A 23,625-nucleotide genomic window follows, 5' to 3' on the forward strand; every position below is an offset into this window, starting at 1 on the left:
TTTAGTCTTTAGTCTTTAGTCTTTAGTCTTTAAGCTAACTTTCGATAATAAAAAATTGTTTCCTTTTTCTTCTTTTCTTTGCGAAAAACTTTGCGCATTTTGCGGTTAAACCAAAAATATGAGCCAAAACAACTTCAGATTAGTAGAATGTCCACGCGACGCCATGCAAGGACTACACGATTTTGTTCCAACCGAACTTAAGGCTAAATATTTGAATCTTTTGCTTCAGGTAGGTTTCGATACGCTCGATTTTGGAAGTTTTGTTTCCCCTAAAGCCATTCCACAAATGGCCGATACAGCCGAAGTTTTAGTACAATTGGATTTGAGCAACACGGCAACTAAACTCTTGGCTATTGTAGCCAATTTAAAAGGCGTAGAGAACGCTGTAAAGCATGAAGCTGTCGATTACCTTGGTTTCCCCTTTTCGATCTCAGAAACGTTCCAGCAGCGTAATACCAATTCAAGCATATTGCAATCATTAAACACGGTGGAAGAAATGCTTTCACTTTGCGCTAAAAACAATAAAAAAGCGGTTGTTTACTTGTCGATGGGTTTTGGGAATCCTTATGGCGACGAATGGAATTATGAAATTGTAGAAAAATGGGCTGATGTACTGGTGGGTAAAGGTGTAGTGATTTTATCGTTAGCTGATACTGTAGGTATTTCTACGCCAGAGAAGATAGAAAGCATATTACCAAAACTGATTTCGAAGTTTAAAAATACCGAAATAGGCATCCATCTGCATTCAACCCCTGCCGAACGGTTTGAAAAAATAGAAGCTGCTTATCGTTCAGGTGTAAAACGTATAGATTCTGCTTTAAAAGGTTTTGGGGGCTGCCCAATGGCTGCTGATGACCTCACAGGTAACATTGCTACCGAAGATGTAATTGCATTTTTGAATGCCAAGGGAGAAAATATCAACCTTAATATGAATAAATGGAATGAGGCAATGGCTTTATCAGGAAAGATATTTAGGTAGAGTGTCATGAGTGATCGTCATTGCGAGGCACGAAGCAATCCTACAACTATGGGTGGGAGTAAACAAATTTAGCTCATGCCTAGCGATCGCTTTAAGATTGCTTCGTACCTCGCAATGACGAATCCACTGTGGAGTACTTCGACACAAAGTATTGATTAATCCAACTCGTCATATAAGTCTTTCCAATTTGGGTTCATAGATTCAATCAAATCTATTTTCTGTTGGCGGCTTCCACCTTTAATTCTCTTTTCTTCATCAATCGCTTCTTCAATATCAGAGAAAAACGAGTAATAAACTAACTTGTAGCATTTATATCTTGAAGTGAAACTTTTTGGAAATTCGTCGTTTTTATGTTGCCAAACCCTACTCTGTAAGTCTGAAGTTACTCCAGTATAAAAAACAGTATTAAAAGAATTTGCCATGATATAAACGCATCCTCCTCTTTCCATTATATTTTAGCTGGTATTGGTAATTGTTATGTCGTCATTGCGAGGCACGAAGCAATCTTACTACTATGGGTGGGATAAACCAAATTAGCCCATGCCTGGCGATTGCTTTAAGATTGCTTTGTATGAAATAACGATTTTTCGTTGAATGCGCTGTGCTTTCTGTATCTCCTGGCAAATTATCCCTAAACCTTCTTCACCATTTTAAAATGCTGTATCCCAGCCTCCTCAAATTGCTCTCCCTCTGCTACAAAACCAAATTTAGCATACAAACTCATGGCATCTAACTGCGAGTTCAGGTAAATATAATGTGCATCTTCTGGCAGATCAGATAAAGCCTCGGCAATTAGCGCACGACCTACACCCTGCCCTCTAAAATCTTTTAAAACTGCGAAACGTTCCAGCTTATAACCATTATCCGTTTTACGCCACCTGCAGGCACCGCAAGGCTGGCCATTATTTGTTGCCAGAAAATGTACAGATTCATCTTCATGCTCCCACTCCAATTCCGGCGGGCAATTCTGTTCGTCTACAAATACAATCTTACGGATCGCAAATACTTTATCTAAATCTTCGGGATGGTTAACTTTTTGAACGTGCAGACTCATTATCGTGGTGTTTAAAGTGTTTATTCGATTTTAATTTCGATTCATTTAATGCCTCAGCAACATCAATTGAATGCGAACAATGAATATCGGCCTCTTTTTTGGCAAGTGTGGCAATCGTAACGTAAAATTTATGTAACTGATCCAGTTCTTTTTCGCTCAAATCTTCTATATCAACCATCCGGTTGCTTGCACCCTGCTGCGCAGCAATTAATTCATTTAATTTTAACTGAATGGCCTTACCATCTTTATTCTGTGCTTTCTGAATCAAAAAAACCATCAAAAAGGTGATAATCGTTGTACCTGTGTTAATCACCAACTGCCAGGTTTCAGAATAATCGAAAAGTGGGCCTGTAACCGCCCAAATCACTACGATTGCCGTTGCCGATATAAATGCAGCAGAGCTACCCGTAAATTTGGTTGCCGCGTTGGCAAATTTCTCGAAAAAATTATTTCTTTTGGTATCGTTCTTAGATTTTGCCATTACAATTTGTTTGCTTAAATATAACCATAAAACAAACAAAAGCGCCATAAGTTTTTAAACCCATGGCGCTTTGTAATTATTGAATGATTGATTTTTTGAGTGACTGAATAGACTTTCAATCTTAAAAAATAACCAAAAAATTATAGCTTATCGTTAACGTTGATGCAGTTTAGATCTTCGAAAGCGGTAGTTAAACGTTTCACAAAAGTTTCTTCACCTTTACGTAACCAAACGCGTGGATCGTAATATTTTTTATTTGGTTTATCATCGCCATCAGGATTACCAATCTGACCTTGAAGATAAGCTTCATTCTTTTTGTAATATTCTAAAATACCTTCCCAAAATGCCCACTGCATATCAGTATCGATATTCATTTTAATTGCACCATAAGAAATTGCTTCTCTGATTTCTTCCTGAGTAGAACCAGAACCACCGTGGAATACGAAGTTGATTGGTTTCTCTGCTGTTAAGCTGAATTTTTCTTTGATAAAATCCTGAGAATTTTTCAAAATTACCGGTTGCAATTTTACGTTACCTGGTTTATAAACACCATGTACGTTACCAAAAGCAGCAGCAACTGTAAAACGAGGAGAAACTTTACTCAATTCTTCGTAAGCATAAGCCACTTCGCTAGGTTGGGTATATAATTTAGAGCTATCTACATCGCTATTATCAACACCATCTTCTTCACCACCGGTAACACCAAGTTCGATTTCGATAGTCATGTTCATTTTAGCCATGCGTGCTAAGTATTTAGCAGAAATTTCCATGTTTTCTTCAATCGACTCTTCCGATAAATCCAACATGTGTGATGAAAACAAAGGTTTTCCAGTTTCAGCGAAGAATTTTTCACCGTGGTCTAAAAGTCCATCAATCCAAGGCAATAATTTTTTAGCGGCGTGGTCGGTATGTAAAACCACGGCAACACCATAATGCTCTGCCAATAAATGTACATGTTTAGCTGCCGATACAGCACCTAAAATACATGCTTGCAATTTCTCATTATCTAAAGATTTGCCTGCATAAAACTGTGCACCTCCATTAGATAGTTGAATCATAACAGGCGAATTTACTGCCTTAGCAGTTTCCAATACCGCATTAACCGTATTTGTACCGGTTACGTTAACTGCTGGTAAAGCAAACTGATGTTTTTTAGCCTGCTCAAACAATTCTTGAACGGCATCTCCGTAAATTACGCCTTTGTAGCCTTTTAAACTCATTTCTTGTTAATTTTATTAAGTCCGAAGTTATAAAAAAAAATAACATTCCAAGCTTTTCTAACAACAGAATTATTTGCCTAACAGCAAAATAAGGCCTATTTAGTGTAAAAAACACATTATCCTTAGTGTAAAAAAGACACACCTTTAGAAATAATCAATTCACAATGATCAATTTTACCGAATCACCAAAAACCAATGTACAATGATCAAATGCCAGCATATAATATCAAATGTCAATAATTAATGTTCCGCCATGCGAGTTTTATAATTGTGATTTGATTATTGGTCATTGCGATTTGATCATTGGTAATTCTTTATCTTAATTTTATTTTTCGTTTCTTTGCAATCCAATTCTTCAAAAAATTATATGGCTTGGTTTAAGAGAGAAAAAAAAGGTATCATTACCACAACAGAAGAGAAAAAAGAAGCACCAGATGGTTTGTGGAATAAATGTCCAAATTGTAAAAAACCGCTACATCAGGCAGAACTTCAGGAAAACAAATACGTTTGTCATTACTGCGATTACCACCTGAGAGTAGGCTCAAAAGAATATTTCGAGGTTTTATTTGATAATAACGAGTTTAAAGAGCTGTTTCCTAACTTAACATCAGGCGATCCTTTAAATTTTAACGATAACAAACCTTACACCGATAGAATTAAAGAAAGCCAGGCTAAAACAGGCTTAAAAGATGCTATCCGTGCCGGTGTTGGTAAAATCGAAGGGCAAGACCTCGTAATTGCCTGTATGGATTTTGCTTTTATCGGCGGTTCGATGGGTTCAGTTGTGGGCGAAAAAATTGCAAGATCGATCGATTACAGCATTAAACATAAAGTTCCGTTCCTGATGATTTCAAAATCAGGTGGTGCACGTATGATGGAAGCCGCATTTTCATTAATGCAAATGGCCAAAACATCAGCCAAACTCGCTTTATTAGGTCAGGCTAAAGTTCCATATATCTCTTTATTAACCGATCCAACTACTGGTGGTGTAACTGCATCATACGCCATGTTAGGCGATATTAATATTGCAGAACCAGGTGCACTGATCGGCTTTGCTGGTCCGCGGGTAATTAAAGAAACCATTAAAAAAGATTTACCGAAAGGTTTTCAAACATCAGAATTCGTTCTTGAACACGGTTTCCTCGATTTCATTGTAGATAGAAGAGCCATGAAAGCTAAATTGGGCGCTTTTATTAAAATGATGAACAACTAGTTGGTTCAATAGTTCATTAGCCATTAGTTCACTGGTCTAAGTATCAAAAAAATCATAATATTTAGAAAAGCAGGGCTTGAATAAATCGGTTAATTCAGTCCTGCTTTTCGTTTCAAGTCCTCGCTACACTTCGGGCTTTTCACTTCAATCAGGTTTAGTTAGTGTGTGTTCGCGGTTCTTTTTAGGGGTAACCCACCCAAAGCATTAACACCACCCCGCCCTGCGGGCAGCCCCTCTAATGATAGGAATAAATAACCATATTTTTCCTTAATTTTAAACTAACCAAACCATAAACTAAAATGAAAAAGTTATTCCTATTAATCTCTCTAATCACCGTTACGCTCGCTATACAAGCGCAGGAGAAAAAAGCCAAAGCCCCTTACGATGAAGCCTTAGCCAAAAAGCTTGGTGCCGACAACTACGGCATGAAAATGTATGTTCTGGTTATACTGAAATCAGGTACGAATACCACAGAAACCAAAGCCAAAACAGATAGTTTATTTGCAGGCCACATGGCAAACATGGGCAAAATGGTCGAGATGCAAAAACTCGTAGTTGCTGGCCCGATGGGTAAAAACGATAAAAATTACCGTGGCATTTTCGTTTTAAATACCAAATCGATCGAAGGGGCAAAACAACTACTGGAAAGCGATCCAGCCATAAAAGCTAAATTATTGGAACCAGAATTATACAATTGGTATGGCTCTGCCGCACTAGCAGAGTATCTGCCATTTCACGATAAGATCCAAAAGAGTAGTTTTTAGGGTTGTTTGCCACGGAAGCACTGAAGGCACGGAGAAGTTAATATAGTGAGGTCAGATATTACCATCTGACCTTTTAGTTTAGTCAGCAGTTTTTGTGCTATTTCTTCAGTATATTAAAAGAACCTGCATCCCACATCAGATCTTCATTAAATTTTGGCACCATTTTATGCACTTGAGTCGGGGTCTTATCTCCGGTGGTTATAAATTTCCACGTTTTACCTTGATCAGTACTGATGGCAAGTAATGTTGTCCTTAAAATCATTAAGCCCTCATCGCCACTACTTTTATTTTCTACCGAAATAGCACAATGAAGTTCTTTTCCCGCATGATAAGCTTTTGAGATACCTATTATTTTTTGACTTACCGTTTTTATATTAATAAGTTTACTATGCTCATCGTTAGATTTTAACAGCGTTACAAACTTATTTCTACCACCTCTATATTTAATTTCTGTAGGGTATAAAAAATTAACATAGTTTTCATAATCTTTTTTTAGATAATTATCTATCATCAATTGTGCTGTACGCTTGGCATTTGCAATAACATTCTGTTGAGAGAAGGAAAATTGTCCAACTAGGAGCAACAATAGTAAAGAGACCGTTTTTTTCATCATTTATAAATTTGCTTAAAATATGGAAATATAGCCAAAAAACATATTAATATAATTAAGGAATTCCTCTTCAAAGGTTAATGGCTCACCAACCTCAATCCCTGTCCCAACTATATATCCTCAGCCCTTACAAACCAAGGGTAAAAGATTGCTTCATCGGCTGGAAATGCCTTCTCACAATGACGATCCTATCTACTGCAACATTTCCATTAACATCCTTCAACCCTACTCCTTATTTCATAAATTAGCTTATCAAATAATCAACCCTAACTAATTATGAATAAAAAACTACTCTTTTCAGCGCTATTGCTATGCACATCAACCTGCATATTTGCGCAAGACAAAAAAATAATCGACAATATTGTTAAAGAAGTGAACGAAAACGCTCAATTGGAGAAACTCGCACATGAACTTTTAGATGTTGTAGGGCCACGCTTAGTTGGTTCACCACAAATGAAACAGGCCAATGATTGGGCCGTAAAAAAATATAGCGATTGGGGGATCTCTGCCAAAAATGAAAAATGGGGCGAATGGGCCGGCTGGGAAAGAGGTATTACGCACATCGATTTAATAAGTCCGCGGGTTAGGACCTTAGAAGGTACGCAATTGGCTTGGAGCCCATCTACAAACGGTAAAACCATTAATGCAGAAGCGATTATTCTTCCGCAAATTACAGATTCGGCATCTTTTCAAAAATGGTTGCCAAGTGTAAAAGGTAAAATCGTATTGATTTCGATGAATCAACTATCTGGCCGACCAGAAAAAAACTGGGAAGAATTTGCCACCAAAGATCTGTTCGAGAAATTTAAAAAAGAAAAAGCCGATGCCGCTAAAGCATGGGCAGCCAGCATAGCCAAAACAGGTTTAACAGCAAAAACACTTCCTGTAGCGATAGAAAACGCAGGTGCAGTAGCAGTAGTGATCAATAACTGGTCGCAAGGTTTTGGCGTAGACAAAATTTTTGGTGCAAATACGAAAAAGGTCCCGACTTTAGATTTATCCGTTGAAGATTACGGCTTGGTTTACCGCTTGGCTTTAAATGGCGATAAACCTAAGTTAAGAATCGAAGCAGATGCTAAGCAGCTGGGCGTAGTACCAACCTTTAATACCATAGCCGAAATTAAAGGCACACAGAAACCAAATGAATATGTAATGCTTTCGGCACATTTCGATTCTTGGGATGGCGCGAGCGGCGCCACCGATAATGGTTCTGGTACCATTTTAATGATGGAAGCCATGCGCATTCTAAAAAAAATCTATCCTAACCCTAAACGTACCATTTTGGTTGGCCATTGGGGAAGTGAAGAACAGGGCTTAAATGGATCGAGGGCTTTTGTAGAAGATCATCCGGAGATTGTAAATAATCTTCAGGCTTTATTTAACCAGGATAACGGTACAGGCCGGGTGGTGAATATTGGCGGACAAGGCTTTGCTAAATCGAAAGATTATATTACCCGTTGGTTGGCTGCAGTACCAGATACCATTAAAAATCAGATCAAAACCAATTTTCCCGGCTCGCCTGGTGCGGGAGGATCAGACTTTGCTTCTTTTGTTGCTGCCGGAGCATTGGGTTACTCCCTAAGCTCTACCAGCTGGGATTATGGCACTTACACCTGGCACACCAACCGCGACAGTTACGATAAGTTGGTTTTCGACGAGATTAGAAGCAATGTAATTTTAGCTGCCATTATGGTTTATATGGCCTGCGAAGATCCTGAGAAAACCTCAACTGAAAAAGCAACCGATTTACCTGTAAACGAACGTACCGGAAAGCCAGCAACCTGGCCGGTACAGACTAAATCGAATAGGAAAGGCGGTTTGTAGATAAAGGATTTGAATAAATTTTTTAAGGAGCATTTGGAAACAGGTGCTCTTTTTTTATACACACATCGTCATTTCGAGCTAAGCGCAACGAAGTCGAGAATGCGAAGATTCTGCAAAGCAAAATCTATCGAACTAGATCTCTCCATTCCACTGCGTTCCAGTCGAGATGACGACGCTTTTTATTGACATCTGTTAATTATTCTTGAGGTCGTCACCCTGAATTTATTTCAGGGTCTTATTGCCGGAAAGATGCTGATCCCGAAACTTCGGGACAGCATGACGATCTCACAATATAAATATGCCTATTCCTCTTTCTTCTGAAATTTATAAAACAAATACCCTAAAAAAGGCAGAATCAATACACTCCCTAATAAAAGTGCTAAACCTAAACTATAAATGGTTTTTTCAGGTCCTGCGGTTTCGAGAAGTGAGATGGCATCACCATTCTTTAAGCGGATAAAGTTTGGAAAATGCGCGTAGCTAATAGCCAAAAGGATCATCGTCACCTGAAAGCCAGCTAAAATGCGTAAAACTTTTGTTTTACCTTTAATTAGCAGGTACCATAACAACACAAGAGATAAACTGGCCAAAATAATAGCCGATAAACCGACATTGCTCTTAAAAACCCAATCTGTCAAGGGAATTTTATCACGCTGTGCAGCAATAAACACCATGGCACCAAAAACTACCGCAGCCACATTCATAAATTCCGCCTTTTTAATAAAACGGCGTTTATCATGTGCTTCTTTTGTTTCACCTATGAGGTAAATCGCGGCAAGAAAACCGCAGAGCGCGACCGTAAATAAGCCCACAGCAACAGAAAACCAATTCAACCAACCCGAAATATAAGCTGTATAAAAATCGTTCGCCTGCGTATCGATATGGCCAGAAATCAGGCTTCCGGCAATAATGCCAAGAAACAATGCCGTTAAAAAACTCGAATACCTGAATATGCGGTTATAAAACCATTGCATATCATCTTTAACGGCATCGTAATGACGGAATACAAAGGCGGTGCCCCGTGCAATAATTCCGATGAGCATAATCGCCAATGGAATATGCAAATAAACTGACATGGTGGTATAAATATGCGGGAAACCCACAAAAAGGATTACAATGGCAATAATTAACCACATATGGTTTGCCTCCCAAACAGGACCAATGGCCTGATACATCGTTTTGCGGGTTTTACTCCTGTTTTTTGTTGAAGTAAACAGTTCAATAATCCCTGCACCAAAATCGGCCCCACCCAATAAAAAGTAGAGCAGAATGGCCATGCATAAAAATGTAATTACAACTTGTTCCATCATTTATTTTTTTACCACAGATTTGCACAGATAAACACAGATTTTGATAATTCGACTGCAAGTCTCAAGCTTTCATCCGTGTTCATCCTTTTTATCTGTGGTTAATTAATTATTTTCTTTCTGGTTTATTATAAAGCACAGGAACCATTTTAATCTGACGATAAAGCAAAAACGTTACAATTAGGCTTAAAGAAACGTAAATGGCCGAGAAGATATAAAACGAATAGGCAATACCCGGCATCGGCGTAACGGCATCCTTAGTACGCATAATGCCGTAAATAATCCACGGCTGTCTACCAACCTCAGTTACTACCCAGCCGGCCTCTAAAGCAATGTAACCAAGCGGAATGGCCACAACAAATAATTTCAACAGCCAGCGTTTCTCGGTTAAAGGTTTCTTTTTAAATAAAGTGAAGAAATAAGTTAAGGATACTAAAAGTAGTAGTGTGCCAATTCCAACCATAATCTGGAAAGCATAATGGGTGATGGCTACCGGAGGATGCTCATTTTCAGGAATCTGATCTAAACCCTTTACCTCAGCGCTGAAATCGCCATGCGCCAGAAAACTTAAAGCACCTGGAATTTCGATTGCACCTTTCACGGTTTTATCTTTCTCGTTCACAATTCCGCCAATCAACAGTGGGGCAGGCTTTTCGGTTTTGTACAATGCCTCCATTGCAGCAAGTTTAGCAGGCTGTCTTGTGGCTACATCTTTTGCCGAAATGTCGCCACTTAAAGGCTGCAATAAAGCACCGATACAAGCAAATGTGGCTGCAATTTTAAAGGCTTTTAAATGAAATTCTTTATTTCGGTTTCTCAAGATCATTAAGGCATGTACACCTGCCACTGCAAAGCCTGTAGCGGTAAATGCGGCCAAGCACATGTGCAATGCCTGACTAAACCAAGCTTTATTGAACATGGCCTGTATGGGATCGATATTCAGGTATTGTCCGTTTACAAAATCAAAACCCGCCGGACTGTTCATCCATGCATTTGCGGCAACCACCAAAATTCCGGAGGCTAAACCACTTACCCCTACAACCATCCCGGTAAACCAATGAAACCATTTATTTAACTTATTCCATCCATACAAGAAAAAGCCGAGGGCTATTGCTTCGATAAAAAAGGCTGTTCCCTCCAGCGAAAAAGGCATCCCGAAGATTGGTCCTGCATGATCCATAAACTTTGGCCAGAGCAGGCCTAATTCGAAAGATAACATGGTGCCTGATACCGCGCCAGTAGCGAAGAAGATGGCTACACCTTTACTCCAGGCCTTGGTGAGATTTTTATATACCTCATCGTTTGTTTTAAGCCACTTATAATGCGATACGGCCATAAAGAAAGGCATAACCATGCCGATACAGGAAAAAATGATGTGGAAGCCTAACGATAAGGCCATTTGGGAACGGGCTGCGATAAAATCATCCATGAGCTGTAGATTTTGAATTGTAACAAATATAGTTGTTAAACACTAAAGCCTATGGTAATTCAATGATGTTGAATGGATTATTTTAAATATAGAACGTTTATAAATTGAAAAAAGATTTGGTTGCTCTTAACACATAAATACTAAATATCGCTGTTTGTCATCCTGAGCGGAGTCGAAGGATTAGCCATGGATTAATGCGCTCAAAAATTAACAGCAAAAAAGTTCTTTCCTAATAAATTAGGACAAGATAATAATCACCGCTTATGAGATTGCTTCGTCGGCTGAAAAAGCCTTCTCGCAATGACGAAAATCTTCTAAACCCCTTTCAGCTCGTCATAAGCAGCACCTAAACTCCTTTGAATCCCCTCTCCCTTCCATTCTGTTGCATTTGGAATTGAGCTTGCTTTTAGAATGTCTTCTTTGCTTTTTCCTGCTTTGATTTCTCCGCTCACAAAAGTTAAAAGGTTCTGCAGGTAATTTTGAAAAGCTTTAACATCTGCTTTGTTTCCGGTTACTTTTTCAGGATCCAGGCTATGCCCCCAGATAAACAGGGTATCGTTATCAAATTGAGTTAAAATTTTATCTAATGCAGTAATCCAATTGCCGATGTGTGCGCCGTTTTCCCGATCAATGTAAGGAAACTTACGATTGAATACCAAATCGCCTACATGCGCAATATTTGCATGTTCAAAATGATAAACGGCATCGCCATTGGTATGACCAGAGCCATAATAATAAGCTTTTATGTTCTCATCCCCTACTTTTGCAGTCCATTTTGTTCCAAAAGTAGTGTCAGGCAATAGCTGTTTGTCTAAATTATTTGCTTTCTCCGCCCCTCTTTTCTGGTTAACTAAGGAATTTTGATGTGCCACAACTTTTTCGGCCAACCCTTTAAAGGAGATATTGCCAGCGGTATGGTCGCCATGATGATGTGTATTAATCAGGTATTTGAAAGGTTTTTCGCCTAATTTTTTTAATTCTTCAATCACATGTGGCGCAGAAGTTGGGAACTGGGCATCTACAACAACGAAACCATTGCTCGAATTTAACCATCCTATTGTACCGCCCTGTTCGGTAAATATCCCCACATTATTGCGTAATGGTTTAAAGTTGTAAGCACGCATTAGCGATTGCCGTGCAAAAACATCTGTTTTATAAACTGAAAGCAAGGCCATGGCCAATGCCGAATTTTTGATAAAATTTCTTCTTTCCATTTTGGGATTTAGCTAAAAAACCACAGCAATTGCTGTGGTTTAAATTTAGTCATTTTGTTCGTAAATTATATTCCGACCAATTATATTCCTGAACCTGGTGTTGGTCCGGGTTCGTGTCCTGGCCCTAATGGATTATTTTTCCGTTTATCCTCTTTGTTAAAAAGATTGGTGGTTATTTTCGATGATTTATTTTCATCTAAAGAATCATGATCTCTCACATCTTCTACTTCTTTATCTAGCAAATCGTTCTCAACAACTTTACCTTTTTCCTTATTTGTTTCCATACTATTGTAAATTGATGTATTAAAGAAACAAGTGAAAAATAAGATTGTTTTTGCTTAGTTGTTTTGGGAATGGGTTTATGTATATTAAATCTATATTTGGTTGCTCACCAAACTCCCGATAGGATTTGTCTATTGATTGGTGTGTCACCAACCACGGCATCAAGAATCGAGATTCTTCAACTTCGCTAAGAATGACAAACGAGAAAAAAATTCTGTGTCTTTCGTGTTTCCGTTGCAAAAAAACACTTAGCTTAAAAGTCCACGTTTAACCTCATGAAATGCGGCATAACATAATCTTATTGGTTGTTGCGCTTTAAACCAAAGCATATCTCATAACACAAAGAATTAAATAGCCTCTCCTTAGAAAAACCAATAGTATTAACTAAACATGCTCACTTTTAGCAAATTACAACATTGCTCCTGGAAGTTTTCCCAATTCGTGAATGCAGCCGAAAGAATGAAATCTTCTTTTATGGATTTTGTTGAAATGGTTTGAAGATTCAAACGAAAATGGATTAAGGATAAACTTGTAAATGTGTTTCCTTTCTTCATTTAATTTTTCTTCCTGCTTTGCGTTCTCTAGATTTTGATTGTTTTGGCTCTTTTCCATGACGATATAGATTGTTGAAAACATGGTTAGTTTTCAGGGTTAACAATTTTAATCAGAATGCTTTTTTCAGCTACTCTATGCAATTGTAAAAAAGCTATTTAAAATTTGCTTAACCTTATACCACGGGGAATTTGATAAGGTTTCGTTCTGGAACAACATTAAAATGGCGTGGATTGCCTTTATCTTAATTAAATATAAGTTTTATTTTTGAGTTTTGCAAGAGTTTTTTTGCCTCACCAAAGCCGTAACTATTCAAACGTGATTTTTCATTTTTTTTCATTTCGGAAATCAGGTACAGTGGTTTTAGGCAAGTACAGTCCTGCTCTTCACTTTATCCCCGATGAAGAATCGGGATGTTCGTTCCGATCAGGTTTAGGTGGCGCAGCCTATGATATTATTTTGGGCTGCAGGGGTGCAGAGATTTGTTTTATAAAATTAATTCTTCTTTTTGCGTATGCTATAACCTTAAATAGCAGCACCGACGCCTGTATGTAAACCTGATTGGAGTGTAAAAGCCCACAGTGCAGCGAGGACTTGAAACGGAAAGCAGGGCTAACTTTAAAATGAAATGCTGTCTTTGCTTTTCCAAAAAATGGAAATCAAACTATGTTTATCGCACAAAAAAAGTCCCGATTCTCACCGGGACGCTCCTATTTGGTTAATGATATTTTAAGCTAAAGCATTTTGCTTTACTACCATTTTAACTTTTTCAATTACATAATCTAACTCTTCCTTTGTAGTGTATTTGCTAAATGAGAACCGCACCGAAGGACGGTTTGGATCGGCATTAATACCGTTTAACACATGCGAACCAATATTCGAACCCGAAGAGCAGGCACTGCCACCAGAAGCACAGATACCATTGATGTCTAAATTAAATAACAACATATCAGCCATATCCATCTCTGGGAATGATACATTCAGTACAGTATATAAACTTTTATCGGCATCGGTTTCACCATTAAAAGCAATACCCGGGATTTCGGCGATTAACTGTGCTTTCAGGTAATCTTTTAAGCCCTGAATATAGGCCTGATGCTGATCCATTTCGGCATAAGCAATTTCTAAAGCTTTAGCTAAGCCAACAATACCATATACATTTTCGGTGCCACCACGCATGTTACGCTCTTGTGCCCCACCATAGATCATCGGTGGAATTTTAATATTACTGTTTACATATAAAAAGCCAACACCTTTAGGTCCGTGGAGCTTGTGTGCTGCGCAAACAATAAAATGTGCTTTAAGCTCACGTACGTTATGTGGGTAATGCCCCATGGTTTGAACAGTATCGGCATGGTAAATAGCATTGTATTTCTCGCAGATATCGCCAACTTTAACCATATCGGTTAGTGTTCCCAATTCGTTATTGGCATGCATTAACGAAACAAAAGTACGTTCATTATTTTGAAGCAGTTCTTCTAAATGATTGTAGTCGATATTTCCTTTTTCGTCAATATTAACGAAACTTAATTTATCGATCTCGCCATTTTTAAGCATTGTATTTAAAGTATGCTCAACAGCATGATGTTCTATTTTCGAAGTAATGGCATGTTTAATTCCATAAGCTGAAATTCCGCAACGGATGGCCGTATTATCGGCTTCAGTACCTCCCGAAGTAAAAAACACTTCGGATGGAGATGCATTTAACAAACCAGAAACGGTTTTACGGGCTTTTTCTACCAGCGTTCTCACCTCACGCCCAAGCGCATGAATGGCAGATGGATTACCAAAGTAGTTTTCCATCACGTTTGTCATTTCTGCGATTACTGCTGCATCTAAAGGCGTTGTGGCCGCATTATCTAAATAGACCCTTTTCATTTCTACGAATATTTAATAGTTAGTGTATTGCAAAGATACCTTGCTAGTGGCCATCTCCGTTTAAAATGTTCAGGGTTTAATTGCTTTATTAAACCCTGAACAGGTATGCTTAATCCTGAAATCCTTTTGGGATTAAAGGTGTAGTATTTCTTTAATATCAGAAATAATCTTATTTGCTAAATTCTCGGCAATAGTTTCATTTTCTGCTTCACTGTAAATCCTGATGATCGGTTCAGTGTTAGAACGGCGCAAATGTACCCAAGTTTTATCAAATTCTATCTTCAAACCATCAATTGTACTGTATGGCTGATTTTTATACTTCTCTTCTACCTGTTTCAACAGATTATCAATATCCATTTCTGGCGTAAGGGTAATTTTGTTTTTAGAAATGTGGTATTGCGGATAACTGGCTCTTAATACTGAGATCGATTTGCCAAATTTAGCTAAATGTGTTAAGAATAAGGCAATGCCAACCAAGGCGTCTCTTCCATAATGCGATTCAGGATAGATAATTCCACCGTTTCCTTCGCCACCAATAATGGCATTTGTTGCCTTCATTTTGTTCACTACATTCACCTCTCCTACTGCTGATGCATTGTATTCTGCTCCTGCTTTTTCGGTCACATCGCGTAATGCACGTGTTGATGAAAGGTTCGAAACTGTGTTTCCTGGTGTATTCTTCAATACATAATCGGCAACAGCAACCAAAGTATATTCTTCTCCGAACATGCTCCCATCTTCGTTTACAAAACATAAACGGTCAACATCCGGATCAACAACAATCCCTAAATCGGCATTTTGTTTCTGAACTTCTTTCGATATTTCGGTTAAATTTTCAGGAAGCGGTTCAGGGTTGTGCGGAAAATGCCCGTCTGGTGTACAATATAACTCTATTACCTTACTCACCCCCAAAGCTTTTAACAGCGCAGGGATAAAAATACCGCCGGTTGAATTTACACAGTCGATTACGACTTTAAAATCGGCTTTTTTTATCGCTTCAACATCAACTAACGGTAATGCTAAAACTTTATCAATGTGTTTTTGAAGATAAGTATCATTTTTAATTACTTTACCTAACTTATCTACATCAGCAAAATCAAAATCAGCGCTTTCTGCCAAATCTAAAACTTCTTTTCCGTCAGCATCGCTAATAAATTCACCACTGGCATTTAATAATTTTAAGGCATTCCATTGTTTTGGGTTATGGCTTGCGGTTAAAATGATACCGCCCCCCGCATTTTCATCGGGTACGGCTACTTCTACAGTTGGTGTAGTAGATAAACCTAAATCGATTACCTCAATACCTAAGCCTTGTAAAGTTCCAATAACCAGGTTATTCACCATCTCACCCGAAATACGGGCATCGCGACCTAAAACTATTCTTTTATTGCCTGTTTTTTGTACCACCCAGCTACCAAAGGCAGCTGTAAATTTCACAATATCAAATGGGGTTAAGCCGTCTCCAGCTCTTCCGCCAATGGTTCCTCGTATTCCTGAAATTGATTTTATTAAAGTCACTGTATATAATTTAATTGAGGCTCAAAAATAAGAAAAAAAACAAGATAGCCGCTATTTAGGAGTGTTTGTGCACTTTAATTTACATTGCTTTTATATCTATTTGCACGATCAATTTTCCAGAATTGAGACTATGGCCAAAAACAAACGTGTGTTTAATTGAATACTGTATTCATAATATTCTTGCAACTTTATTGCATAAAAGTACATTCTAACTTTACTAGCGACTGTAAAACCTTATATTTGCATCTTTTTAAGATACAAACGGCTTTTATATGCAACGCAAGTGGTTTCAATATTGGTTTAATTCGCCATATTATCATATTCTTTATCAACAACGAAATGATGCTGAAGCCGAATTTTTCATCGATAAACTTACGGAGTTTTTACACCCGAGGACCGATGCTAAAATGTTGGATATTGCCTGTGGCAAAGGCCGACATTCAATCTATTTAAACAAAAAGGGCTTTGATGTTACCGGAATAGACCTTTCAGAACAAAGCATAAAATACGCCAAGCAATTCGAAAACGACAAATTGCACTTTCTAGTACACGATATGCGCAGGTTATTTTACATCAACTACTTTGATGTGGCCTTGAATCTGTTTACCAGTTTTGGCTATTTCGATACCGAAAAAGACCATGTAAATGCACTTAAAACCTTTCGAAAATGCTTAACAGCTGAGGGGATTTTGGTACTCGATTATTTTAACACCGAAAAAATTATCCGCAACTTAAATCATTGCGAAACAAAATCGCTCGATGGCATAACTTTTAATATCACCAAAAATGTGGTCGACGGAAAAATTATCAAAAAGATAAATTTCGAAGACAAACAAAAGGTATACAATTTTGAAGAACGGGTGCAGGCATTTAGTTTCGGGGATTTTCAGCGCATGCTTACCAAGGCTGGGATGGTTATCGAAAAAACTTTTGGCAGTTATGGCCTAGAAAATTTTGAGGAAAACAGTTCAGACCGGTTAATTTTAATCTGTAAAAAAGCATGATAGAAAGCATACAACAATTTGACGTAGAATTGTTCTTGAAAATCCACCGTGGGCTTTCAAACAGCTTTTTTGATTGGTTGATGCCTTTAATGCGTAACCGTTTCTTTTGGTCGCCCCTTTACCTTTTTATTGTTGTTTTTTGTATTAAACAGTATAAAAAACAAGGTTATTACATTATCGGTATGGTTCTCTTTACCTTCGCCATGGGCGATTTAATTGCATCGAGAGTAGTGAAGCCTTGGGTAGCCCGGGTTAGGCCCTGTAATGATTTAAGTTTGGCGAACGATATTATCCACCGTGTTCCCTGTGGAAGTGGACTGAGCTTTCCGTCTGCACATGCCACTAATCACTTTGCGATTGCCATTTTTTTAATCTGCATTTTGTATAGCCGGTGGAAACCTATTTTGCCTATTGGCATTTTCTGGGCGTTTATCATCAGTTTTGCGCAGGTATATGTTGGTGTTCATTATCCTGTTGACGTAACTAGTGGTGCTTTACTGGGCATTACTATAGGAATTCTTTGTTCTAGAATATTTAAAAAATTACAACCTGATTTTTAACTTATGGAAATCTGGAAACTCTGCGTACTCTTTTTCTGTGCCTTTTTAGGTGGGACAGCTATATTTTTAGTAAAGAGCGATAAATCTAAACTACTGAAACTGATTTTGTCTTTCAGCGGGGCTTATTTATTTGCCATTACAGTTTTACATTTAATTCCTGACGCTTACAGCGGACCCGACAAATGGCAGATTGGTGTTTTCATCCTGATTGGTTTTTTATTACAGATCTTCCTGGAGCAATTTTCAGAAGGTGTAGAACACGGGCACATCCATAAACATCACGACGGACATGTTTTTCCCTTTGGGATTATGATCAGTTTGTGTCTGCATGCTTTTTTAGAGGGGATGCCATTAGCAAAAGAACAGCACAATGAGCTGATTTTCGGAATTTCGCTACACCACATTCCAGCTGCTTTTGCACTGGCCAGCATATTAATGCAAAACCATTATAAGAAAAGCAGTATTATATTTTATCTGATTGTATTTGCCATCATGGCACCTTTGGGCTTTTATGTAAGTGTTGGCTTAAGCAATGGCACTATTGGCGGCATTGATGCGTATTTCAATAAAATTATGGGTATTGTAATTGGTATTTTCTTACATATTTCTACCACCATCTTATTCGAATCGAGTGCCGATCATAAAATCAATACCCGCAAAATGATTGCCGTTTTATTGGGGATTGGTGTAGCATTGATTGGTTTCTTTGCAGGGCATTAACTCAATTGGCAGTTTTTTGTTGGCAGTTTGCAATTAACCGATTTAAACGGTTGATCGATTAACCAATTAATAGCCGTTTTAAACGTTTAATCGTTTATAGTTTTGACCTTTACGACAAAACATCTGTAAATTAGTATATGGATGAGATTGTAAACGAACCTGCTGTAGCCTATCAAAAAAGGCGTTATACCATTGAAGAATACCTGGAGATGGAAAAAGCATCAACAGTGAAGCATGAGTATTTTCAAGGTGAGGTATTTGCAATGTCTGGTGCGACCTTTAATCATAATCTTATATTTTCAAATGTTTTCGGTCCACTTTTCTTTAAATTAAAAGGTTCAAAATGCATTCCTTTTGGAAGTGATATGCGAATGAATATCCCAGAAAATACATTATTTACTTATCCGGATATTTCTATTTACTGTAACGAAATTAAACATTTAAGCGAGGATGAAAGCACTATTCTGCAACCAACAGTAATCATCGAAATCCTATCTCCATCAACCAAAAATTACGACAAAGGGAAAAAATTTAACCTGTACAAAGATATTCCATCATTAAAAGAATACGTTATGATTGATTCAGGTTCTGTATTGGTAGAGGCTTATTATATTAATGATGAACAGCATTGGGTACTCAACAAACATGAAGAGATTTCTGGTACACTAAATCTTATTTCGATGGGATTCGGCGTAGCCTTAACCGATATTTATAACCATGTTTCCTTTAACACTGCAATGTGATTCCGTTTGCAATTTCAATTGGGCAATTTTAAACAATTAACCTTTCGGACAAAATTCAATAAATTTATATATGGACGAAATTGTAAATGAACCAGCTGTAGCTTATCAAAAAAGAAGTTATACTGTTAAAGAATATCTGGAGATGGAAAAAGCATCAACAGTAAAGCACGAGTATTTCCAAGGGGAGGTATTTGCAATGTCTGGCGCTAGTGATAATCATAACGAGATTTTTAGCAATGTTTTCGGAGAAATAGTTCAAAAACTTAAAGGCAAACTCTGCAGGCCGTATGGAAGTGATAAACGAATGAATATTCCTGAGAATACTTTGTTTACCCATCCTGACATATCGATTTATTGTAATGGATTAATACATAGCGATGTTGATGAAGACACCTCAATTTTACCAACTGTGATTATCGAAATCTTGTCTCCTTCAACCAAAAATTATGATAGAGGGAAAAAATTTAACCTGTATAAAGATATTCCTTCATTAAAAGAATACATTATGATCGATTCAGAATCTATTTTGGTTGAAGCTTATTACATTAATGAAGAAAAAAACTGGGTACTCAATAAACACGAAGAGATTTCTGATATGCTAAATCTGGTTTCGATGGGATTCGGCGTAGCCTTAACCGATATTTATAACCATGTTCCCTTTAACGCTGCAATGTGATTCCGCTTGCAATTTCAATTGGGCAATTTAAACCATTAACCTTTCGAACAAAATTCAATAAATTTATATATGGACGAAATTGTAAACGAACCTGCTATAGCTTACCAAAAAAGGCATTATACTATTGAAGAATACCTGGAGATGGAAAAAGCATCAACAGTGAAGCATGAGTATTTTCAGGGCGAGATATTTGCAATGTCTGACGCTGGTGATAATCATAACGAGATTTTTAGCAATATTTTTATTGAAATTGGAAACAAGCTAAAAGGCAACTCATGCAGGCCATATGGAAGTGATAAACGAATGAATATTCCTGAGAATACTTTGTTTACCTATCCTGACATATCGATTTATTGTAATGGATTAATACATAGTGATGTTGATGAAGACACCTCAATTTTACCAACTGTAATAATTGAAATCCTGTCACCTTCAACCAAAAATTATGACAGGGGTAAAAAATTTAACCTGTATAAAGATATTCCATTATTAAAAGAATACATTATGATCGATTCAGAATCTATTTCGGTTGAAGCTTATTACATTAATGAAGAAAAAAACTGGGTGCTCAATCAACACAAGGAGATATCTGACAGACTAACTCTTGTTTCTATGGGTTTTGATATAGCGCTAAGCAATATTTATGATCATGTTCGCTTTAATAAGGAGGAATGTTTGTAGACAAAAATTGAGAAATGTAAACTGAAAATTGCCAACTACCAACTGTTACTTTTTCTCTTTCTTCTTCCCATAACCCCATGGGCAATGCTTACATTTATTCTTGCAGCAATAACCACGTTTTAAATGGTAGGCTTCTGTAAAAACCATTAGCCCACCTTCGTTAAAGTAAAAATCTTCACCTTCTTTTAACATAATTATTGAATGACAGGATTTTGAATGAGTGAATTATAGAATAATTGAATATTAAATGAGAGAATGTTATTAATCGTCTTTTCTTTATCGCCTCATTCAATCATTCTCTAACGCTATCATTCAATCATTTTTTTATCCATTAAGTATTTTAACCTCAAGTTTATCTCTAAAAAAATCTTTAAGCTGTTTACCATCACCATGTAAAGTCCATACTTGTTTTGGTTTAACTTTTTCTATGGTTTCTAAAATTGCATCCCAATCAGCGTGGTCAGAAATATAGAGTGAAATCCCGTTTTGTTGTTGCAGGTTCTTCCATCCAGAGGCAAAGGCGCGTACTACATTAATAGCCTTATGGTAACTGTGAAAAACCATTGGCGGCACAATATAAACCTGGTGCTCTTGATTGTTTTTCATCACCTTTCTATCGTACATTTTGTAATGCCCTACTTTCATTCCGTAATCTTCGTAGATTTTAACAAATGGCATAATACTGTGGTGAACCATAATGTTCTTCGTAGGGCAATGTGCATTGAGCAGTTGGATAATCCGTTGGCTTTTACCTAATGCATAAGAACCAAGCATGATATTCGCATTGGTTTCGTTCAGTTTTTTAATTTCATCAATTGGTGAAGGATGTTTGGTTTCTGGATTAGCAAAGGTACTTTCCGTAATCAACACATCTGCTTCAACAAATTCGAAAGCTTCACAGGTATTATCTGGTTCAATCTTATAATCGCCAGTATAAAGGTATTTTATGCCTTTATACTCCATTAAAACCTGTGCAGAGCCCAAAATATGTCCTGCAGAATAGAAAGTAATCGTAACCTCTTTTATCTTGAATGATTCGTGATAATTTTTGGTAAAAAAATCGACCGCGGCAAATTTGCGGTAGCGGTGTTTCATAAAAGTTGCGGTAGCAGCAGTACAGTACACATTCTGGCTTCCACCAATAGCATGATCGCCATGGGCATGCGAAACCACCGCTTCTTTAACCGGCTGTTGTGGATCGAGGTAAAAATCGCCGTAAACACAATACAAGCCTGTTGGTGTAATGGTAATAAAATCTTCTAAAATCATGATCAGGATGAAAGGATTTAAGGATGTTATGATTTAAGTTGATTAAGCCTTGCCATTCTTAAATTCTTTGGCCGTCTTAAGAAATTCTTGGTGTAAAGCTAAAACCTGTTCAATTATAGATTCTTGCTCATCATTTATGATAAAATGGTTGGCCATTTTCGATTTTTCTTCGTCGCTCAACTGTTTATCCATACGTGCATTAACCTGCTCTGCTGTTACCCCATCTCGCAGCATTACCCGCTTCACTTTGATTTCGTAAGGAGCAGTAACCAGAATATTGGTATCACACATTTTATAAGAGCCACTTTCGAACAACAATGCAGCCTCTTTTAAGGTATATGGCGTATTGGCAGGGATGGTTGCTTCCCAGGCATCAAATGCCCTAAAAACTGCAGGGTGAACCAATGCATTTAATTTTGCAAGCTCTTCTTCGTTATTAAAAACAATGCCAGCGATATGCTTGTTATTTAGGCTTCCATCGTCGAAATAACTTTCTTTCCCGAAAGTAGATTTAATTCCTTCTACCAACAAAGCATCTTTGCACATGATTTCTTTAGCAGCAGTATCAGCATAAAACACAGGAATCCCCAATACCTCAAAAACTTTGCAAGCCGTTGTTTTACCACTGCCAATACCACCTGTTATACCTACTTTATACATTATTTTTCTACTACAAAATCTATTTTGGAAGGCATTACGCTTACCAGTTTACAATAATCAGGAAATTCAGTTATCTTCACCGTTAACTGACGGTGCTTTAAAATTTGCCATTCGTCTACATCAATGGTAGCGGTAATAAAACTTTCGTCAACCTGATCGTAATTGCTTAGCGCGACTAAAAACGTAACTTTAACTTTTTTAGGATAGAGTTTAAGATTGTTGTAATTCCTATTGTTTGTGATTTTTAATGGCACTTCGATAGTCTTCTCCGTAAACTCATCAACAGGTAATCTAACCTCTACAGATGAAGGATAAATGCTAACATTTTTATGGATACTGTGCTGTAAAGCCACCCTTGTAGTGCTGCTGGTCTGTATTTTATCCTGCTTAAGCGTATCGGTAGGCCAGAATTTTATTTTGGCCAGCTCTTCTATAGGTCCGGCCACTTTAACATATTTTGGGTTGAGAATAACCTCACTAGCAATGCCATACTGCTTTTCAAAGCTCAGTTTATCGATCAGTTTTACAGGAACTTTTTTCACTACCCGTTTGGTGAAATCGAAATACAGGGTATCGGGTTTAACAGAAATTACCTTTTGGGTACTTTCTAGCTGTCTGTTGATATTGAAAAGCTGATCGGAAAAAACAATAAAATCTTTGGTATTGAGCTGACTTAAATTAACCGAAACAGAAGGTGGACTGATCCGTAAACGGGCAAAAAGCAATTGCCAACCGGTGCCTTCAACCTGTAAATCTATGGTATCAGACTGTAAGGGATAAAATGCTCTTTTGGTAGGTGTATTTTTAAAAACCAAAACGGTTTTTGCTACATAAATATACTTGTTGTTTAATGCCATAAAAAGCCATGCAGCTATAGCCAGCAGCAAACAGGCCAGTAAGCTAAATACGCGTCTTTTTTCAATCTTCGTTAACCTAATGAAGGGCATATAAAATCTAAATAAAATGATGTAAGGATTTTTTCCAATT

General features: G+C 37.5%; 25 protein-coding genes. 10 read left to right on the forward strand and 15 right to left on the reverse strand.

What is annotated here, in order from left to right; all coding sequences use genetic code 11:
* The first annotated feature begins 118 nt into the window (after nucleotides 1–118).
* Entirely contained in the window at nucleotides 119–979 is an 861-nt protein-coding gene (locus ACTJKN_RS24475) for a hydroxymethylglutaryl-CoA lyase (RefSeq protein ID WP_440828281.1), read from the forward strand.
* 155 nt (nucleotides 980–1,134) lie between these two features.
* On the opposite strand, the gene ACTJKN_RS24480 is transcribed toward ACTJKN_RS24475, so the two are convergent.
* The 4 genes from ACTJKN_RS24480 to fbaA all read right to left on the reverse strand — a co-directional run bounded on the left by ACTJKN_RS24480 (nucleotide 1,135) and on the right by fbaA (nucleotide 3,734).
* Nucleotides 1,135–1,428: a GIY-YIG nuclease family protein gene (locus ACTJKN_RS24480; RefSeq protein WP_440828282.1), complete on the reverse strand. Its 294-nt coding sequence runs from the start codon at nucleotides 1,426–1,428 to the stop codon at nucleotides 1,135–1,137.
* Between the two features lie 182 nt (nucleotides 1,429–1,610).
* Nucleotides 1,611–2,033, reverse strand: coding sequence for a GNAT family N-acetyltransferase (locus ACTJKN_RS24485; RefSeq protein ID WP_116252822.1), 423 nt, complete (start codon nucleotides 2,031–2,033; stop codon nucleotides 1,611–1,613).
* Nucleotides 2,008–2,514 carry a low affinity iron permease family protein gene (locus ACTJKN_RS24490; protein WP_215131748.1) on the reverse strand — a complete coding sequence of 169 codons (507 nt, stop codon included), beginning with the start codon at nucleotides 2,512–2,514 and terminating at the stop codon, nucleotides 2,008–2,010. Before ACTJKN_RS24490 ends, ACTJKN_RS24485 begins: the two co-directional genes overlap by 26 nt.
* Nucleotides 2,515–2,654: 140 nt before the next feature.
* The gene (gene fbaA / locus ACTJKN_RS24495) at nucleotides 2,655–3,734 is read right to left on the reverse strand and encodes a class II fructose-bisphosphate aldolase (protein WP_029276269.1); all 1,080 of its coding nucleotides are present in this window, start codon (nucleotides 3,732–3,734) and stop codon (nucleotides 2,655–2,657) included.
* A 367-nt stretch (nucleotides 3,735–4,101) separates the two neighbouring features.
* On the opposite strand from fbaA, the gene accD reads away from it, so the two are divergent.
* Complete coding sequence (accD, locus tag ACTJKN_RS24500; RefSeq protein WP_057933455.1) at nucleotides 4,102–4,947, forward strand: acetyl-CoA carboxylase, carboxyltransferase subunit beta; 846 nt, start codon at nucleotides 4,102–4,104, stop codon at nucleotides 4,945–4,947.
* Between the two features lie 299 nt (nucleotides 4,948–5,246).
* Nucleotides 5,247–5,711 (forward strand): YciI family protein, encoded by a 465-nt coding sequence (locus ACTJKN_RS24505; RefSeq protein WP_440828283.1) that lies wholly within the window; start codon nucleotides 5,247–5,249, stop codon nucleotides 5,709–5,711.
* A gap of 97 nt (nucleotides 5,712–5,808) precedes the next feature.
* Here the strand turns inward: ACTJKN_RS24505 and ACTJKN_RS24510 are convergent, their stop codons facing one another.
* Nucleotides 5,809–6,324, reverse strand: coding sequence for a hypothetical protein (locus ACTJKN_RS24510; RefSeq protein WP_440828284.1), 516 nt, complete (start codon nucleotides 6,322–6,324; stop codon nucleotides 5,809–5,811).
* A gap of 273 nt (nucleotides 6,325–6,597) precedes the next feature.
* On the opposite strand from ACTJKN_RS24510, the gene ACTJKN_RS24515 reads away from it, so the two are divergent.
* Nucleotides 6,598–8,145: a M20/M25/M40 family metallo-hydrolase gene (locus ACTJKN_RS24515; protein WP_440828285.1), complete on the forward strand. Its 1,548-nt coding sequence runs from the start codon at nucleotides 6,598–6,600 to the stop codon at nucleotides 8,143–8,145.
* Between the two features lie 302 nt (nucleotides 8,146–8,447).
* On the opposite strand, the gene ACTJKN_RS24520 is transcribed toward ACTJKN_RS24515, so the two are convergent.
* The 6 genes from ACTJKN_RS24520 to glmM all read right to left on the reverse strand — a co-directional run bounded on the left by ACTJKN_RS24520 (nucleotide 8,448) and on the right by glmM (nucleotide 16,325).
* Nucleotides 8,448–9,452, reverse strand: coding sequence for a cytochrome d ubiquinol oxidase subunit II (locus ACTJKN_RS24520; RefSeq protein ID WP_440828381.1), 1,005 nt, complete (start codon nucleotides 9,450–9,452; stop codon nucleotides 8,448–8,450).
* A 109-nt stretch (nucleotides 9,453–9,561) separates the two neighbouring features.
* Complete coding sequence (locus ACTJKN_RS24525) at nucleotides 9,562–10,881, reverse strand: cytochrome ubiquinol oxidase subunit I (RefSeq protein WP_440828286.1); 1,320 nt, start codon at nucleotides 10,879–10,881, stop codon at nucleotides 9,562–9,564.
* A gap of 314 nt (nucleotides 10,882–11,195) precedes the next feature.
* Entirely contained in the window at nucleotides 11,196–12,095 is a 900-nt protein-coding gene (locus ACTJKN_RS24530) for an MBL fold metallo-hydrolase (protein WP_440828287.1), read from the reverse strand.
* A gap of 80 nt (nucleotides 12,096–12,175) precedes the next feature.
* Complete coding sequence (locus tag ACTJKN_RS24535) at nucleotides 12,176–12,379, reverse strand: hypothetical protein (protein WP_440828288.1); 204 nt, start codon at nucleotides 12,377–12,379, stop codon at nucleotides 12,176–12,178.
* 1,279 nt (nucleotides 12,380–13,658) lie between these two features.
* Entirely contained in the window at nucleotides 13,659–14,807 is a 1,149-nt protein-coding gene (locus tag ACTJKN_RS24540; RefSeq protein ID WP_029275998.1) for a cysteine desulfurase family protein, read from the reverse strand.
* 132 nt (nucleotides 14,808–14,939) lie between these two features.
* Nucleotides 14,940–16,325, reverse strand: coding sequence for a phosphoglucosamine mutase (glmM, locus tag ACTJKN_RS24545; RefSeq protein ID WP_440828289.1), 1,386 nt, complete (start codon nucleotides 16,323–16,325; stop codon nucleotides 14,940–14,942).
* A 272-nt stretch (nucleotides 16,326–16,597) separates the two neighbouring features.
* Here glmM and ACTJKN_RS24550 point away from each other — a divergent pair, with 272 nt between their 5' ends.
* The 6 genes from ACTJKN_RS24550 (at nucleotide 16,598) to ACTJKN_RS24575 (ending at nucleotide 20,709) form a co-directional block, all read left to right on the forward strand.
* Entirely contained in the window at nucleotides 16,598–17,329 is a 732-nt protein-coding gene (locus ACTJKN_RS24550; RefSeq protein ID WP_440828290.1) for a class I SAM-dependent methyltransferase, read from the forward strand.
* Nucleotides 17,326–17,889, forward strand: coding sequence for a phosphatase PAP2 family protein (locus ACTJKN_RS24555; RefSeq protein ID WP_440828291.1), 564 nt, complete (start codon nucleotides 17,326–17,328; stop codon nucleotides 17,887–17,889). Before ACTJKN_RS24550 ends, ACTJKN_RS24555 begins: the two co-directional genes overlap by 4 nt.
* A gap of 3 nt (nucleotides 17,890–17,892) precedes the next feature.
* The gene (locus tag ACTJKN_RS24560) at nucleotides 17,893–18,609 is read left to right on the forward strand and encodes a ZIP family metal transporter (RefSeq protein ID WP_215132493.1); all 717 of its coding nucleotides are present in this window, start codon (nucleotides 17,893–17,895) and stop codon (nucleotides 18,607–18,609) included.
* Between the two features lie 137 nt (nucleotides 18,610–18,746).
* Nucleotides 18,747–19,352 (forward strand): Uma2 family endonuclease, encoded by a 606-nt coding sequence (locus tag ACTJKN_RS24565; protein ID WP_440828292.1) that lies wholly within the window; start codon nucleotides 18,747–18,749, stop codon nucleotides 19,350–19,352.
* 70 nt (nucleotides 19,353–19,422) lie between these two features.
* On the forward strand, nucleotides 19,423–20,028 hold the full coding sequence (locus tag ACTJKN_RS24570; protein ID WP_440828293.1) for a Uma2 family endonuclease: 606 nt from the start codon (nucleotides 19,423–19,425) through the stop codon (nucleotides 20,026–20,028).
* Between the two features lie 69 nt (nucleotides 20,029–20,097).
* Nucleotides 20,098–20,709: a Uma2 family endonuclease gene (locus tag ACTJKN_RS24575; RefSeq protein ID WP_440828294.1), complete on the forward strand. Its 612-nt coding sequence runs from the start codon at nucleotides 20,098–20,100 to the stop codon at nucleotides 20,707–20,709.
* Between the two features lie 45 nt (nucleotides 20,710–20,754).
* Here the strand turns inward: ACTJKN_RS24575 and ACTJKN_RS24580 are convergent, their stop codons facing one another.
* The 4 genes from ACTJKN_RS24580 to ACTJKN_RS24595 form a co-directional block, all read right to left on the reverse strand.
* Nucleotides 20,755–20,901, reverse strand: coding sequence for a DUF5522 domain-containing protein (locus tag ACTJKN_RS24580; protein ID WP_440828295.1), 147 nt, complete (start codon nucleotides 20,899–20,901; stop codon nucleotides 20,755–20,757).
* Between the two features lie 132 nt (nucleotides 20,902–21,033).
* A complete protein-coding gene (locus ACTJKN_RS24585) occupies nucleotides 21,034–21,978 on the reverse strand; it encodes an exonuclease (protein WP_440828296.1) in 945 nt (314 codons plus the stop codon).
* A gap of 42 nt (nucleotides 21,979–22,020) precedes the next feature.
* Entirely contained in the window at nucleotides 22,021–22,638 is a 618-nt protein-coding gene (gene coaE, locus ACTJKN_RS24590; protein WP_440828297.1) for a dephospho-CoA kinase, read from the reverse strand.
* Nucleotides 22,638–23,585, reverse strand: coding sequence for a CdaR family protein (locus ACTJKN_RS24595; protein ID WP_440828298.1), 948 nt, complete (start codon nucleotides 23,583–23,585; stop codon nucleotides 22,638–22,640). Before ACTJKN_RS24595 ends, coaE begins: the two co-directional genes overlap by 1 nt.
* Between the last annotated feature and the right edge of the window lie 40 nt (nucleotides 23,586–23,625).

It is taken from the genome of Pedobacter sp. 22163, from assembly GCF_052045595.1.
Taxonomy (GTDB): domain Bacteria; phylum Bacteroidota; class Bacteroidia; order Sphingobacteriales; family Sphingobacteriaceae; genus Pedobacter.

What these genes read in the sequence shown, in the direction of transcription:
- coaE (WP_440828297.1), bottom strand. Translation starts at nt 22,638, where the DNA reads ATGTATAAAGTAGGTATAACAGGTGGTATTGGCAGTGGTAAAACAACG.
- ACTJKN_RS24525 (WP_440828286.1), bottom strand. Translation starts at nt 10,881, where the DNA reads ATGGATGATTTTATCGCAGCCCGTTCCCAAATGGCCTTATCGTTAGGC.
- accD (WP_057933455.1), top strand. Translation starts at nt 4,102, where the DNA reads ATGGCTTGGTTTAAGAGAGAAAAAAAAGGTATCATTACCACAACAGAA.
- ACTJKN_RS24490 (WP_215131748.1), bottom strand. Translation starts at nt 2,514, where the DNA reads ATGGCAAAATCTAAGAACGATACCAAAAGAAATAATTTTTTCGAGAAA.
- ACTJKN_RS24550 (WP_440828290.1), top strand. Translation starts at nt 16,598, where the DNA reads ATGCAACGCAAGTGGTTTCAATATTGGTTTAATTCGCCATATTATCAT.
- ACTJKN_RS24530 (WP_440828287.1), bottom strand. Translation starts at nt 12,095, where the DNA reads ATGGAAAGAAGAAATTTTATCAAAAATTCGGCATTGGCCATGGCCTTG.
- ACTJKN_RS24540 (WP_029275998.1), bottom strand. Translation starts at nt 14,807, where the DNA reads ATGAAAAGGGTCTATTTAGATAATGCGGCCACAACGCCTTTAGATGCA.
- ACTJKN_RS24520 (WP_440828381.1), bottom strand. Translation starts at nt 9,452, where the DNA reads ATGGAACAAGTTGTAATTACATTTTTATGCATGGCCATTCTGCTCTAC.
- ACTJKN_RS24565 (WP_440828292.1), top strand. Translation starts at nt 18,747, where the DNA reads ATGGATGAGATTGTAAACGAACCTGCTGTAGCCTATCAAAAAAGGCGT.
- ACTJKN_RS24485 (WP_116252822.1), bottom strand. Translation starts at nt 2,033, where the DNA reads ATGAGTCTGCACGTTCAAAAAGTTAACCATCCCGAAGATTTAGATAAA.
- ACTJKN_RS24510 (WP_440828284.1), bottom strand. Translation starts at nt 6,324, where the DNA reads ATGATGAAAAAAACGGTCTCTTTACTATTGTTGCTCCTAGTTGGACAA.
- ACTJKN_RS24535 (WP_440828288.1), bottom strand. Translation starts at nt 12,379, where the DNA reads ATGGAAACAAATAAGGAAAAAGGTAAAGTTGTTGAGAACGATTTGCTA.
- ACTJKN_RS24555 (WP_440828291.1), top strand. Translation starts at nt 17,326, where the DNA reads ATGATAGAAAGCATACAACAATTTGACGTAGAATTGTTCTTGAAAATC.
- ACTJKN_RS24475 (WP_440828281.1), top strand. Translation starts at nt 119, where the DNA reads ATGAGCCAAAACAACTTCAGATTAGTAGAATGTCCACGCGACGCCATG.
- fbaA (WP_029276269.1), bottom strand. Translation starts at nt 3,734, where the DNA reads ATGAGTTTAAAAGGCTACAAAGGCGTAATTTACGGAGATGCCGTTCAA.
- ACTJKN_RS24570 (WP_440828293.1), top strand. Translation starts at nt 19,423, where the DNA reads ATGGACGAAATTGTAAATGAACCAGCTGTAGCTTATCAAAAAAGAAGT.
- ACTJKN_RS24505 (WP_440828283.1), top strand. Translation starts at nt 5,247, where the DNA reads ATGAAAAAGTTATTCCTATTAATCTCTCTAATCACCGTTACGCTCGCT.
- ACTJKN_RS24575 (WP_440828294.1), top strand. Translation starts at nt 20,098, where the DNA reads ATGGACGAAATTGTAAACGAACCTGCTATAGCTTACCAAAAAAGGCAT.
- ACTJKN_RS24560 (WP_215132493.1), top strand. Translation starts at nt 17,893, where the DNA reads ATGGAAATCTGGAAACTCTGCGTACTCTTTTTCTGTGCCTTTTTAGGT.
- ACTJKN_RS24580 (WP_440828295.1), bottom strand. Translation starts at nt 20,901, where the DNA reads ATGTTAAAAGAAGGTGAAGATTTTTACTTTAACGAAGGTGGGCTAATG.
- ACTJKN_RS24480 (WP_440828282.1), bottom strand. Translation starts at nt 1,428, where the DNA reads ATGGAAAGAGGAGGATGCGTTTATATCATGGCAAATTCTTTTAATACT.
- ACTJKN_RS24595 (WP_440828298.1), bottom strand. Translation starts at nt 23,585, where the DNA reads ATGCCCTTCATTAGGTTAACGAAGATTGAAAAAAGACGCGTATTTAGC.
- ACTJKN_RS24515 (WP_440828285.1), top strand. Translation starts at nt 6,598, where the DNA reads ATGAATAAAAAACTACTCTTTTCAGCGCTATTGCTATGCACATCAACC.
- ACTJKN_RS24585 (WP_440828296.1), bottom strand. Translation starts at nt 21,978, where the DNA reads ATGATTTTAGAAGATTTTATTACCATTACACCAACAGGCTTGTATTGT.